The organism is Streptomyces sp. NPDC059256, assembly GCF_042753785.1.
GTDB lineage: Bacteria > Actinomycetota > Actinomycetes > Streptomycetales > Streptomycetaceae > Streptomyces.
This window is the reverse complement of record NZ_JBHYZO010000011.1, coordinates 165,386-178,504: the sequence shown is the minus strand read 5'-3', so window position 1 is coordinate 178,504 and position 13,119 is coordinate 165,386. Positions and strand designations below refer to the sequence as shown.

At 69.9% G+C, this 13,119-nt stretch carries 14 protein-coding genes; 12 read left to right on the top strand and 2 right to left on the bottom strand.

The window, feature by feature from the left end:
* Positions 1 to 370 precede the first annotated feature (370 nt).
* The 10 genes from ACFXJL_RS23395 to ACFXJL_RS23350 all read left to right on the top strand — a co-directional run bounded on the left by ACFXJL_RS23395 (position 371) and on the right by ACFXJL_RS23350 (position 9,575).
* Entirely contained in the window at positions 371 to 1,396 is a 1,026-nt protein-coding gene (locus tag ACFXJL_RS23395) for a ParA family protein (RefSeq protein ID WP_383543151.1), read from the top strand.
* Complete coding sequence (locus ACFXJL_RS23390; RefSeq protein ID WP_358881477.1) at positions 1,393 to 1,917, top strand: hypothetical protein; 525 nt, start codon at positions 1,393 to 1,395, stop codon at positions 1,915 to 1,917. Before ACFXJL_RS23395 ends, ACFXJL_RS23390 begins: the two co-directional genes overlap by 4 nt.
* 98 nt (positions 1,918 to 2,015) lie before the next feature.
* Positions 2,016 to 3,059 (top strand): segregation and condensation protein A, encoded by a 1,044-nt coding sequence (locus tag ACFXJL_RS23385; RefSeq protein ID WP_384695314.1) that lies wholly within the window; start codon positions 2,016 to 2,018, stop codon positions 3,057 to 3,059.
* Between the two features lie 32 nt (positions 3,060 to 3,091).
* A complete protein-coding gene (gene scpB, locus ACFXJL_RS23380; RefSeq protein ID WP_358881476.1) occupies positions 3,092 to 3,703 on the top strand; it encodes an SMC-Scp complex subunit ScpB in 612 nt (203 codons plus the stop codon).
* A complete protein-coding gene (locus ACFXJL_RS23375) occupies positions 3,703 to 4,770 on the top strand; it encodes a pseudouridine synthase (RefSeq protein ID WP_358881458.1) in 1,068 nt (355 codons plus the stop codon). Before scpB ends, ACFXJL_RS23375 begins: the two co-directional genes overlap by 1 nt.
* 350 nt (positions 4,771 to 5,120) lie before the next feature.
* Positions 5,121 to 5,774, top strand: a complete 654-nt coding sequence (gene pnuC, locus ACFXJL_RS23370; RefSeq protein ID WP_384644039.1) for a nicotinamide riboside transporter PnuC — start codon at positions 5,121 to 5,123, stop codon at positions 5,772 to 5,774.
* Positions 5,771 to 6,892, top strand: coding sequence for an AAA family ATPase (locus ACFXJL_RS23365; protein WP_384695309.1), 1,122 nt, complete (start codon positions 5,771 to 5,773; stop codon positions 6,890 to 6,892). Before pnuC ends, ACFXJL_RS23365 begins: the two co-directional genes overlap by 4 nt.
* A gap of 134 nt (positions 6,893 to 7,026) precedes the next feature.
* Positions 7,027 to 7,779, top strand: coding sequence for an NUDIX domain-containing protein (locus ACFXJL_RS23360; protein WP_384695307.1), 753 nt, complete (start codon positions 7,027 to 7,029; stop codon positions 7,777 to 7,779).
* Between the two features lie 2 nt (positions 7,780 to 7,781).
* A complete protein-coding gene (locus ACFXJL_RS23355; protein ID WP_384695304.1) occupies positions 7,782 to 8,819 on the top strand; it encodes an ADP-ribosylglycohydrolase family protein in 1,038 nt (345 codons plus the stop codon).
* Positions 8,820 to 8,822: 3 nt separating this feature from the next.
* Entirely contained in the window at positions 8,823 to 9,575 is a 753-nt protein-coding gene (locus ACFXJL_RS23350; protein WP_358881453.1) for a DNA polymerase beta superfamily protein, read from the top strand.
* On the opposite strand, the gene ACFXJL_RS23345 is transcribed toward ACFXJL_RS23350, so the two are convergent.
* The gene (locus tag ACFXJL_RS23345) at positions 9,540 to 10,244 is read right to left on the bottom strand and encodes a DNA polymerase beta superfamily protein (RefSeq protein WP_384695301.1); all 705 of its coding nucleotides are present in this window, start codon (positions 10,242 to 10,244) and stop codon (positions 9,540 to 9,542) included. The genes ACFXJL_RS23350 and ACFXJL_RS23345 overlap by 36 nt on opposite strands.
* 123 nt (positions 10,245 to 10,367) lie before the next feature.
* A complete protein-coding gene (locus tag ACFXJL_RS23340; protein WP_384695298.1) occupies positions 10,368 to 10,829 on the bottom strand; it encodes a Rieske (2Fe-2S) protein in 462 nt (153 codons plus the stop codon).
* Between the two features lie 628 nt (positions 10,830 to 11,457).
* Between ACFXJL_RS23340 and aroH the strand changes: the two genes are divergently transcribed.
* Positions 11,458 to 11,820, top strand: a complete 363-nt coding sequence (gene aroH / locus ACFXJL_RS23335) for a chorismate mutase (protein WP_329016647.1) — start codon at positions 11,458 to 11,460, stop codon at positions 11,818 to 11,820.
* A complete protein-coding gene (locus tag ACFXJL_RS23330; RefSeq protein ID WP_384644024.1) occupies positions 11,817 to 12,902 on the top strand; it encodes a prephenate dehydrogenase in 1,086 nt (361 codons plus the stop codon). The genes aroH and ACFXJL_RS23330 overlap by 4 nt, the downstream gene beginning before the upstream one ends.
* Positions 12,903 to 13,119 lie beyond the last annotated feature (217 nt).

The following is a 13,119-nucleotide window of genomic DNA, read 5'->3' as shown; positions in this document are numbered from 1 at the left end:
AACACCGATGCATTTCCGTGCTGAAACCGTCGTGCGCCCTTGACAGAGACGTGTTCCGGTGTCGCCGAAGCGCCGACACATCGGGTCCGGTACGGCGGATTGTGTTGCTGTGGAGCGGTGACACGCCATAGAGTCGCCAACCGTCGGCATGGTGCCACGCTGACCTATCGATAAAGTCCTGGTCACATCCAAGGAGGTAAGACGACTTGTGAATGAGTCGACATTTACTCCCGGGGGTGGTCACACGGTAACGCCGTTGCGGATCCCGAGCTCGTCGTCCGGGCCGGAGGTACTCGGTTCCGTCAGTCCTGCCGGGGGACGAACCTTCGCGACACGCCAGGACGCCACGCACATGACGACAGCCCACACGATGAAGATGACGGACGGCCTACACGTGAACGCCATGGCCGGCAACGAGAGTGGCCGAGAGTCCACCCACTTCGCCGCCTACGAGGAAGTCCCCGAGGGGCACTTCTACGACCCAGACGCCGAGTACGAGCCCGATCCCGAGTACGCGGCAACTCTCGCACCCGACGCCGCGCGTCAGCGCCGCGAGCGGATCGGCCCCACCGGGCGGCCCCTGCCCTACTTCCCGATCCCGGGCCCGTTGACCGACCACGGCCCCGCGAAGATCATCGCGATGTGCAACCAGAAGGGCGGCGTCGGCAAGACGACGTCGACCATCAACCTGGGTGCCGCACTCGCGGAGTACGGGCGGCGCGTCCTCCTCGTCGACTTCGATCCACAGGGAGCCCTGTCGGTCGGCCTCGGCGTGAACCCGATGGAGTTGGACCTCACGGTCTACAACCTGCTCATGGAGCGGGGCATGTCGGCGGACGAGGTGCTGCTGAAGACCGCCGTGCCCAACATGGACCTGCTGCCGAGCAACATCGACCTCTCGGCCGCGGAAGTGCAGTTGGTCAGCGAGGTCGCCCGCGAGTCCACTCTGCAACGCGCGCTGAAGCCGCTGATGTCCGACTACGACTACATCGTGATCGACTGTCAGCCCTCGCTCGGACTGCTCACGGTGAACGCCCTGACCGCGGCTCACAAGGTCATCGTGCCGCTGGAGTGCGAGTTCTTCGCCCTGCGCGGGGTGGCCCTGCTGACCGAGACGATCGAGAAGGTCCAGGAGCGGCTCAACCCGGAACTGGAGTTGGACGGCATCCTGGCCACCATGTACGACTCCCGGACCGTGCACAGCCGCGAGGTGCTCGCGCGAGTGGTGGAGGCGTTCGACGACCACGTCTACCACACGGTCATCGGACGGACCGTACGCTTCCCCGAGACCACCGTGGCCGGCGAGCCGATCACCACCTACGCATCCAACTCGGTCGGCGCAGCCGCTTACCGCCAGCTCGCCAGGGAGGTGCTCGCCCGGTGTCACGCCGAGTGAGTCTGCCCGGTGCCGACGAGCTGTTCCGCACGACCGGGGGGATGGCCCTCCAGCCGTCCTCCCCGCGCAGGCAGGCGAACGGGGAACCGCGAGTACCGGCGCAGTCCGGGGAGAACGATGCGGCCGAAGGCTCCGCAGAGCACTCCACCGCGGATGCGGAAGCCCCCGCTGAAGGCCGTAGCAGGGGCGAGGAGGCTGCCGCGGCGGCCCAGGCGGCGCCCGGCAAGGGGCGTCGCCCCCAGGCTGCACAGGAGGCGTCTGTGGCCCCTGCGCGCAGGGGGCGCGGACGGGGCGGCAATCGTCGTCCCAGCGGCCGGGAGCGTCACGACGAGAAGATCACGGTCTATGTGTCGGCCGAGGAGCTGATGGACCTGGAGCACGCACGGCTGGTGCTCCGCGGGGAACACGGGCTCGCCGTCGACCGGGGCCGCATCGTGCGCGAGGCGGTCGCCGTCGTGCTGGCCGATCTTGAGCAGCGTGGCGACGCGAGCATCCTCGTACGACGGCTACGGGGTCGCTGAGGGTAGCCTGCGCGCTGGCCCCGGTACCTCCTCGCGGAGGTGGGGCCGCTCGTCAGTCCCCCTCCCGATGCCTTTCCCTGCCCTGCCCCTGGACCGCGATGCCCCCGACCGACCCGTCCCGTCCGTCCCGCCGAACGCTGGGCCAGGGCCCGGCACCGGCGGTGGCGGCGGCGGCGCCGACGGTGGAAGACGGACGGTCCGCACAGCAATCAGCCGTGCAGGAACCAGGCGTGCGGGAACCAGGCGCACAGGAATCACAGGAATCAGCCGTACGGGTCACACCGGAACCGGCCGCCCAGGAACCAGCCGAACAGCAGCCCTCTGTTGGGTCGGAACCGCTCGGCGACGGACGGTTCACCGTCCGCCTGGTGAATTTCGAAGGCCCGTTCGACCTTCTCCTCCAGCTCATCTCCAAGCACAAGCTCGATGTGACCGAAGTCGCCCTCTCCCGGGTCACCGATGAGTTCATGGCCCACATCCGGGCCATGGGCGACGACTGGGACCTCGACCAGACCACCGAGTTCCTGGTGGTCGCGGCCACCCTGCTCGATCTCAAGGCAGCCAGGCTGCTGCCCGCCGCCGAAGTTGAGGACGAGGCCGACCTGGCCCTCCTGGAAGCGCGGGACCTGCTGTTCGCCCGGCTCCTCCAGTACCGCGCGTACAAGCAGATCGCCGAGATCCTCCAGGACCGCTTCGACATCGAGGGCCGCCGCTACCCCCGTACCGTCGGGCTCGAACCCCGGCTCGCGGAGCTGCTGCCCGAGGTCGTGATCAGCATCGGCCCGGAGGGATTGGCCCGGCTGGCGGTCAAGGCCATGCAGCCGAAACCCAAGCCGCAGGTGTACGTCGACCACATCCACGCCCCGCTCGTCAGCGTCCGCGAGCAGGCCGAGTTCGTGGTGGCCCTGCTGCGCGAGCGCGGTCGGGCCACCTTCCGGGAGCTGACCGAGGACACCGGGGACACCCTGACCGTGGTGGCCCGCTTCCTGGCGCTGCTGGAGCTCTACCGCGACAAGGCGGTCATCCTCGACCAGCCAGAAGCGCTCGGCGAACTTGTGGTCGGCTGGAGTGGCGGCGACACCGTCGCCACCGTCACCGATGAGTTCGACCGGGTGCCCGACCTCCCCAAGGACACGGCGTGAGCGATCTCAAGCCCGCCCTCGAAGCGGTACTGATGGTGGTCGATGAACCGGCCACCGAGGAACACCTAGCCAAGGTGCTGGAAAGCCCGCCACGGGCCGTCGCGGAGGCCCTGCGGGAGCTGGCCGACGAGTACACCGCACAGGGGCGCGGCTTCGAGCTGAGACTGGTGGCGGGCGGCTGGCGGTTCTACTCGCGCGCCGAGCACGCCGCGGCGGTCGAACGGTTCGTCCTCGACGGTCAGCAGGCCCGCCTCACCCAGGCCGCCCTGGAGACCCTCGCGGTCGTCGCCTACCGCCAGCCGGTCAGCCGCTCCCGAGTCTCCGCCGTGCGCGGAGTGAACTGTGACGGGGTGATGCGCACCCTCCTCCAGCGGGGTCTGGTCGATGAGGCGGGCGCGGAACCCGAAACAGGTGCGATCCTGTACAGGACGACGAACTACTTTCTGGAGCGGATGGGCCTGCGCGGCCTGGACGAGCTGCCGGAGCTGGCGCCCTTCCTTCCGGAGGCCGAAGCGATCGAGGCCGACACCCAAGAAGGTGTTCCGTCGTTCGACCCGGATGCCCCGGACATTCCGGAGCCTTCGAACCATCCGGACGCTCCGGACGCCCCGGACACAGAAGACGACAAGACGACGGAACTTTGATGCGAAGCAGCGGCAGGAACAGCAGCGGGCGGGGTAACCCCCGCAGTGCGGGAAACAACCGCGACGACAAGCAGAAGCGCTCGGGTACGCCCCGACCCGAGGAGCGCCGCTACGACGTCGGCGGCTCCTCCTCCGACGCTCCGAAGAAGGGCCGGGGTGCCGCGGCGCGAGGGGGTGCCAAGGGCGGTCCCAAGCAGCCCCCGTCCGGCGCTCCGCAGCGCGGACGCGGGCGTTCCGTCCCGGCGCGCTCCCGTGAGTACGACGCCCGTACCGAGGAGCGCAACCGCGAGCGGTACGCGGGCAAGCCCGAGATCAAGACGCCCAAGACCCACCCGGGCGCCGAGCAGGAGGGCGAGCGCCTCCAGAAGGTCCTCGCCCGCGCCGGCATGGGCTCGCGCCGCGCCTGCGAGGAGCTCATCGACCAGGCCAGGGTCGAGGTCAACGGGCGGATCGTCACCGAGCAGGGGCTGCGCGTCGATCCCCACAAGGACGAGATCAAGGTCGACGGGCTGACCGTCGCCACGCAGTCGCACCTGTTCTTCGCGCTGAACAAGCCCGCGGGCGTCGTCTCCACCATGGAGGACCCCGACGGCCGCCAGTGCCTCGGCGACTACGTCACCAACCGTGAGACGCGCCTCTTCCACGTGGGTCGGCTCGACACCGAGACCGAGGGCATCATCCTGCTCACCAACCACGGCGAGCTCTCGCACCGGTTGACCCACCCCAAGTACGGGGTGAAGAAGACCTACCTCGCCGCCATCCAGGGCCCCCTGCCGCGCGACCTCGGCAAGCGGCTCAAGGACGGCATTCCGCTGGAGGACGGCTACGCGAAGGCCGACCACTTCCGGGTCGTGGAGAACACCGGCAAGAACTACCTGGTCGAGGTCACCCTGCACGAGGGGCGCAAGCACATCGTGCGCCGGATGCTCTCCGAGGCCGGTTTCCCCGTCGACAAGCTGGTGCGGACGTCGTTCGGGCCGATCGGGCTCGGCGACCAGAAGTCGGGTTGGCTGCGGCGTCTGACCAACACCGAGGTGGGCATGTTGATGAAGGAGGTCGGGCTGTAGTCAGCCCCTCATCGGATTCGCCCCTCCTCAGATTCGGCCCTTCTCAGATTCGGTCTCTCCTGGGATTAGGCCCTCGCGAGATCGAGCCGTGCCGGAGATTCGGCCGGGTCTGACCGCCGGCCGAGTCGAGGCCGTTGGCATCCGGGCCGGGCGCCCGGGCGTCAGAGCCCGCATTCATTCAAGAAGAGCCCGCAGCCATCGAGGCTGCGGGCTCTTCGCATGCTCCCGGGCGGCCCGGCACCGTGCGTACCTGCGCGTCCACCGCATCGGGCGGCGGACCCCAGCGTCGCAAGTCCCTTGTGCAGAGCCCCGCCCTCATTTATGGTCAGAGTGACTATTAAGGAGTGGCCGTGAGTCTCGCGGAGATACTGGACCCCTTGCAGCAGCCGCTGTTCACGCTGCTCGACACCGCCGTGAGCTGGACCGAGGTCCTCGGATTCGGCAGTGGAGCGCTCTGCGTCTGGCTCGTCGCCCGTCAGCACATCGCCAACTGGCCCATCGGCATCGCCAACAACGTCTTCTTCATCCTGCTGTTCACCCAGGCCGGCCTGTACGCCGACGCCGGTCTCCAGATCGTCTTCATCACCCTCGCCGCGTACGGCTGGTGGACCTGGACCCACGGGGGTGGACCAGGCACCGACCGCCTTCCGGTACGGCGCACCAGCCGTACCGAGTGGATCTGGCTCGGCGCGGCGGGGGTGGTTGGGACCGTCGCGATCACCGTCCTCCTCGACCGTGCCACGGACTCCACCGTCCCCTTCTGGGACGCGAGCACCACCGCGCTCTCCCTGATGGCGACCTACGGCCAGTGCCGCAAGCGACTGGAGTCCTGGTGGCTGTGGATCGCGGCCGACGTCATCTACATTCCGCTCTACGCCCACAAGGGGTTGTACTTGACCTCCCTGCTGTACGCCGGGTTCCTGACGCTCTGCGTCATCGGACTGCGCAACTGGTCGCGGGGGCTCGCACCCGCCGACTCCCGCCCCGCGGCGGTGAGCTCATGAAGAGTCATCGGCACGGACTCGTCCTCGGCAAGTTCTATCCACCGCACGCCGGACACCACCACCTGGTAACGACCGCCGCCGACCGCTGTGAGCGACTCACGGTCCTCGTGTGCGCCGCATCGGTCGAGTCGATCCCCCTCGCCGACCGGGTGGCGTGGCTGCGCGAGGTCCACCGCTCCCCTGGAGTGCGCGTCGTGGGCGCCGTCGACGACGTCCCCATGGACCTCGATGATCCGGCGATCTGGGACGCGCACATGGAGATCTTCCGCGCGGCCGTCCCCGAACCGGTCGACGCGGTCTTCACCTCGGAGGCGTATGGAACGGAACTGGGCCGGCGCTTCGGCGCCGAGTCCGTGTGCGTCGACGTCGAACGCTCCCTGTTCCCCGTCTCCGGCACGGCCGTCCGCCGTGACCCCGTCGCCCACTGGGACTTCCTACGGGCACCCGTCCGTGCGGCCCTCGCCCGGCGCGTGGTGGTGCTGGGCGCCGAGTCCACCGGCACCACGACCCTGGCCAGGGCACTGGCTGACCACTACCGCGAGCGCGGTGGGATCTGGGCCCGGACCCGCTACGTTCCCGAGTACGGCAGGGCGTTCAGCGAAGCCAAGCTGGCCAGGCTGCGCGAACGACGCCCCGGCGCCCACTGGAGTGAAGTGTCCTTCACCAGCGATGACTTCCCCCTCATCGCCCGACGGCAGCAGGAGCAGGAGGAGCAGGCCGCCCGAGCGGGATCGCCCGTGGTGTTCTGCGACACCGACGCCTTCGCCACCACCATCTGGCACGAGCGGTACCTCGGTGGGACGCATGAGGAGGTGGCGCGGATCGCCGCCGCCGGCCGCCAGCACCTGTGGTTCCTCACCGACCACGAAGGGGTCCCCTTCGAGGACGACGGACTCAGGGACGGCGAGGAGCTGCGGCCCTGGATGACCGATCGGTTCGACACCGAACTGACGCGCACCGGACGGCGAACGGTGCGCCTGAGCGGGCCGCACCCCCGACGTCTGGCGACCGCGGTGGCCGCCGTCGACGCACTCCTCGACGAGGGGTGGAACTTCGCCGACCCGCTCCCGGACCGCACCGGGACGACGACCGCCTCCCAGCTCACGGAGCGCGGCTGATGGTGGACCGGCAGGGCGGGAGCAGCGGGGGGCCAGCGCGGGGGAGCCGTTCGGGACCGGGGCCCACGGCCCGGGAACCGGGGGCGGCCGGCCTCGGCGGCCGGCAGCGGAACCCGCACGGCGAGCCGGCCCCCATGCGCACACCGCCCGTTGACGACCTGCCCGCCCCCACACCGCCCGCGTACGATCCGCACGCCTTTCCGCCCTTCGCCGTCACCGTCGATCTGGCGGTCTTCACGGTCCGGGACCAGCAGTTGCACGTACTGCTCGTCCAACGCGGCGAGGACCCCTACCGCGGGGAGTGGGCGCTTCCCGGGGGGTTCGTGCTCCCCGATGAGTCGGCCGGGACCGCGGCCCGCCGTGAACTCGCCGAGGAGACCGGACTGACCGCCCCCGCCGTCGACCACCTCCATCTGGAACAACTGCGCACCTACAGCGAACCGGACCGCGATCCACGGATGCGCGTCGTCTCCGTCGCGTACACCGCGCTACTGCCCGATCTGCCCGAACCCCGCGGTGGCGGTGACGCCGTCGCCGCCCGGTGGACCCCGTACGAAGTGACGCGTCCCCTCGCCTTCGACCACGGCCGGATCCTCGTCGACGCCTACGCGAGGGTCGGCGCCAAGCTGGAGTACACCTGTCTCGCCACCAGTTTCTGTCCCGAGTCCTTCACGCTCGGCGAGCTCCAGCAGGTGTACGAGACCGTCTGGGGCGTCGAACTCGACCGTCCCAACTTCCGGCGCAAGGTCCTCGCCACCCCGGGCTTCGTGGAGGCCGTCGACGGTCCGCCGCGCCGCACCGGCGGCCGGGGCAAGCCCGCCGCGCTCTACCGGGCGGGTACGGCAACCACTCTGCACCCTCCCTTGATGCGACCGGAAGGACCCTAGCCATGACCACGCTCGACACGACCTCCAAGACCGTCACCAAGCAGGCCGCCACCGGCGCACTGCTCGGTCTCGCGATCGGGGACGCCCTGGGGTTCCCCACCGAGTTCAACGATGTGCCGCAGATACTCGCGAAGTGCGGGCCCTGGCGGGAGATGGAGCTGATCACCCCCGCCATCGTCAGCGATGACACCCAGATGGCCCTGGCCGTGGGGCGTGCCGTCCGCACCGCGACGGACCGCGGGCCGCTCGACGCCTCTCGGCTCACCCAGCCGCTGCGCGAGGAGTTCCTCGTCTGGTACCACTCGCCCGACAACAACAGAGCCCCGGGCAACACATGCCTGAGCGCATGTCGACTTCTCGACAACGAGCGCCTCCACTGGACCGAGGCGAGCCGTACCGAGTCCAAGGGCTGCGGCGCCAACATGCGGGTCGCGCCGGTCGGTCTCGTCCCCGGGCTCAGCGAAACGCAGCGCGCGGGAGCGGCCCAGTTGCAGGCGGCACTCACCCATGGGCATCCCACCGCGCTCGCTGCGAGCGATCTGACGGCCCGTGCCGTCTTCCTGCTGGCGCGCGGCGCGGAACCCATGGGACTGGTCGGCACCCTGCGGTCCTATGCGTACGAGAACCGGACCAGCTACCACGAGCAGTGGCTCGGTCGGCTGTGGGCGCACGCGGGGGACGCCACACCCGAGGAGTTCATCGCCCGCGGCTGGGACGACTGCCTCCTTGCGCTCGACCGGGTCGCCGCGGCACTGCGCGGGCCGAGCCCCGAGACCGACCCCTGTCTGACCACGGGAGACGGTTGGATCGCCGAAGAGGCCCTGGCCACCGCACTCCAGTGCTTCCTGCTCTTTCCCGACGAACCCTTGCTGGCACTGCGACGGGCGGCCTGTACGCGCGGTGACTCGGACTCCATCGCCGCATTGGCCGGGGCCCTGGCGGGAGCGCACCTGGGTGCCGGCGCGTGGCCCGGCGCGTGGGCGGACCGGATCGAGTACCGCAACGAACTGCTCTCGCTGGGGGCGCTCTGGGATGCTTGATCCATGAACGAACCCTTGGCGGTGGATCTCACGACCGTCGTAGCCGAGCAACCCGACCGTCTGCTCTTCGCCACCGTCTCCGGGGCGCACCTGTACGGCTTCCCGTCCCGGGACTCGGACGTGGATCTGCGCGGTGCCCATCTGTTGCCGGCGGCCGAACTGCTCGGCCTCGACGAACCGACGGAGACCCGGTCCAGGATGTGGGACCAGGACGGCGTCGAACTCGACCTGGTCTCACACGACCTACGGAAGTTCGTCCGCTTGATGCTTCGGCGCAACGGCTATGTGCTGGAGCAGTTGCTGTCCCCGCTCGTCGTCCACACCACCGATGTCCATGCGGAGATGATCGCGCTCGCACCGGACGTCCTCACCTTCCACCACGCACACCACTACCAGGGCTTCGCCGGCACGCAGTGGCGGTTGTTCGACAAGAGCGGCGAACTGAAACCGCTGCTCTACACCTTCCGCGCCCTGCTGACCGGCATCCATCTGATGCGCAGCGGGACCGTACAGGCCCATCTGCCCACCCTGATCGAGGCGATCGACGCACCTTCGTACCTGCCGGAGTTGATAGCGGCCAAGGCGGCGGCGGAGCACGCTCCGGCGATCGGACTCGATGTGGCCGCGGTCCACGACGACGTGGAGAAGTTGCACGACGTCCTGGAGCAGGCCCAGCGGGATTCAGCGCTGCCCGGTGAACCGCTGGCCCGCCGCGCCCTCTCAGAGCTGGTCGTGCGGGTCAGACTGGAGGGCTGACCTGCGGCGGACGCGGATCAGAAAGTCTTCGACCCGGGCCAGGTCCGGCCCCTTCGGGAGGGCGGTGGTCATCCCGGCGGCGGCCACTTCCTCGCTGATCCGGGCCATCCTGGCTTCGAGTTCGGACCAGGACACCTCACCGCGACGGACGGCGAGGAGCCAGTCCCGCTCGTCGCCGACGTCGAGGACGAGCTCCCCCGTGCGCAGCAACTGCCGACAGCTCATCAGCAACCGCGCCAGATGCATCGCGGGCTTCCAGCGCGGGGCTCCGCTCAGACGCACACCGGCGGTCAGCTTTGCGTACTGCCCCTGGGCGTAGCGGACGAAGGTGCGCTGGACCTCCTGGGACAGGAACGCGCTCCGCAGCGAGAGCAACTCCCGGCCCGTGTCGTCGATGTGCTCGACGAGGGGGGAGTGGAGGCACTCCAGGATGTTGGGATTGGCGCGCAGGGCCAACTCACAGAACCGCTCCAACTCCCAGGAGAACTGTTCCTCCGCGGGACCCTCCACATGGGTGGGCGGTTTGACCAGCCGCCAGTAGAGCGGGGTGGGTGCGAGGAAGATGCCCCGGCGGTCGGTGTCACTGTCCTCGGTGGCCAGACCGAAGGCCCGCGACCCCATCACACAGGAGTAGATGGTGTGGTGGCGCACCAGGTCCTCAGGGGTCATGGCCCCAAGGCTACGGGCCCCTTCACACAGGTCACCGAAGTGGTGCCGCCTCGGTGCGTACCCACTCGTCCGAAGCGCCGAGTCCTCGAAGAGGTCGGCAGCGGGGTCGGGGGCCGCTCCGGCTCACCGGGCCAGCAGGATCGTGTCCTGGGTGACCGTGATCTGCTCGGGCGGCAGCGGACGGGTCGCCGGGCCCCGGGCCACCGACCCGTCGGCCACCCTGAACCGACTGCCGTGGCAGGGGCAGTCGATCGTGCCGTCCGCAACTTTGTCGACAAGACACCCCTGATGCGTGCAGACGGCGGAGAACGCCTTGAACTCGCCCGCCGTCGGCTGTGTCACGACCACCTTGGGGCCGGGGAAGACCTTGCCGCCGCCCACCGGGATCTGGGACGTCCCGGCCAACTCCTGCCCGTCGCCGGTCCGCGTCGGCGTCCCGGTCGGCTCGTGGGACGGCTGAGAGGTGGAGCTGCGCTGAGCGGTGCCGGAAGGGGCGGGGGAATCATCGCCCCCGCAGCCCGTGGTCAGTGCCGCCGCGCCGGCCACCGCACCGGCTGCCAGCACCACATGTCGCCTTGTCGTCATCGTGTGCCTCCTCGGCCGTCAACCAGGGCCCCCGTGCATCTTCGCGCCCGGAGGGTCCTGGGAGAAGCGCGCCGCACAGCCGCGTCAGCACCCGACGGGGTGATGCGCCGGGCGCACGGTTGACGGCGGCGATGCTCCAGCGGCGCCCGCGCACGGCCCCGCCGCGGCGGGAGCAGGAAGGGGACATCACACGGGGCTGGTGTCACGGCGGTGATGGGCTCGTCCGCTCCGGGGCACCGTCCGCGCGGTCGCGGTGAGCTTCGATCGGCCGCGGAAGGACCGAGCGGCTACGGGAAAGGACCGAGCGGCTACGGGAAAGGACCGAGCGGCTACGGGAAAGGGCCGAGCGGCTACGGAAGGGTTGAGGCGACTTCTCGTTTCATCGCCCCATGCCCTTACCGACAAGTCACCGACCCGCCTCCACCCCGGGGCCGGGGCACACCACCGCACTTATCGACATACCGATCACATCGGTCGCCACTTCGCCCCCTGTGACGCCCAGCCCCCTGTCGGCTCTCGACCCCGGCTCTCGACCCCGTCTCGCGAGACGGTCGCCGCGGCGTCCCACCGGCCGGCTGACTACCCTGGAGGGAGCTGCCGCACCAGCGGTGGAGCCAAGGGAGATGATGTGGCGGTACGAGCGGTCCGTGGCGCCGTCCAGCTGGAACGGGACGACGCCGGACACATGAACGAGCAGGTCAGTGAGCTGCTCACCGCCATACTGGAGCGGAATGCGCTGGTGGCCGACGATCTGATCAGCGTCTGGTTCACTGCCACCCCCGATCTCCACAGCGACTTCCCGGCCGCAGCGGCCCGCGGCCTGGGCATCGTGGACGTACCCCTGATCTGTGCCCAGGAGATCGACGTCGACGGTGCGATGCCCCGGGTCGTACGGGTGCTGGCGCACATCGAGTCGGACCTGGACCGCGCCGAGGTCAACCATGTGTACCTCGGCGCCACCTCCTCCCTGCGCAAGGACATCGCCCAGTGAGAACCGCGCTGGTGATCGGCACCGGACTGATCGGCACCTCCGTGGCGCTGGCCCTGGCCAGCCGCGGGGTGATCGTCCACCTCACCGACCACGACGAAGAACAGGCCCGGACCGCAGCCGCCCTCGGCGCGGGCACCGACGAGCCGCCCGAGGCGACGGTCGACCTCGCGATCGTCGCCGTACCACCGGCACACACCGCCACCACGCTGGCCGCCGCCATACGGACCGACACCGCCCGCGGCTACCTGGATGTGGCCAGCGTCAAGGGCGGGCCGCGCCGCGAGCTGGAAGCCCTCGGCCTCGACCTCTCCGGCTACATCGGCACGCACCCCATGTCCGGCAAGGAGCGATCCGGCCCCCTCGCGGCGACGGCCGATCTGTTCGAGGGGCGCCCCTGGGTGCTCACCCCCACCCCCAGCACGGACACCGAAGTCCTCAACCTCGCCCTCGAACTCGTGGCGCTCTGCCGGGCCGTCCCGGTGGTCATGGACGCCGACGCCCACGACCGTGCCGTGGCCCTCGTCTCGCACACCCCCCAACTGGTCTCCTCCATGGTCGCCGCCCGGCTCCGCGAGGCCGACGAGACCGCCGTTCGCCTGTGCGGCCAGGGGATCCGTGATGTGACCCGCATCGCCGCGTCCGACCCGCGGATGTGGGTCGACATCCTCTCCGCCAATCCGGGCCCGGTGGCCGACGTGCTGTCCGGGGTCGCGGCCGACCTCGACGAGACGGTGAAGGCGCTGCGGGCGCTGGAGTCCGCCGACGAGTCGCGACGCAAGGACGGTGTGGAGGGCATCGAGGACGTGCTGCGCCGGGGGAACGACGGTCGGGCACGCGTACCTGGCAAACACGGTGCCGCGCCCACCTCGTACGAGGTCGTCGCGGTGCTCATCGGCGACCGACCTGGCGAGCTGGCGCGGATCTTCGCCGACGCGGGCCGGGCCGGGGTCAACATCGAAGACGTCCGCATCGAACATGCCACCGGGCAGCAGGCCGGTCTCGTGCAACTGATGGTGGAGCCGGCGGCGGCGACGATCCTCACCGCAGCCCTGCGGGAGCGGGGCTGGTCCATCCGCCAGTAGCTCGCCTCCCTCGGATCGCCTGGGGACCTCAGGTGTGGATCGGTGTGGATCGGTGTGGATCGGTCGAGGAAGCCGGGCGTGCCGTGGACGAGCCGTTCCGGACACCGCCGAAGAGGTTCCCCGCACAGCCGCTGCCCACGGTCCGGGGCGGCGGACATCGGCGTGTCCTTGACGGGTCCGGGCAATCGGTAACCTTGTCCGGGGCACGTCGGCATTC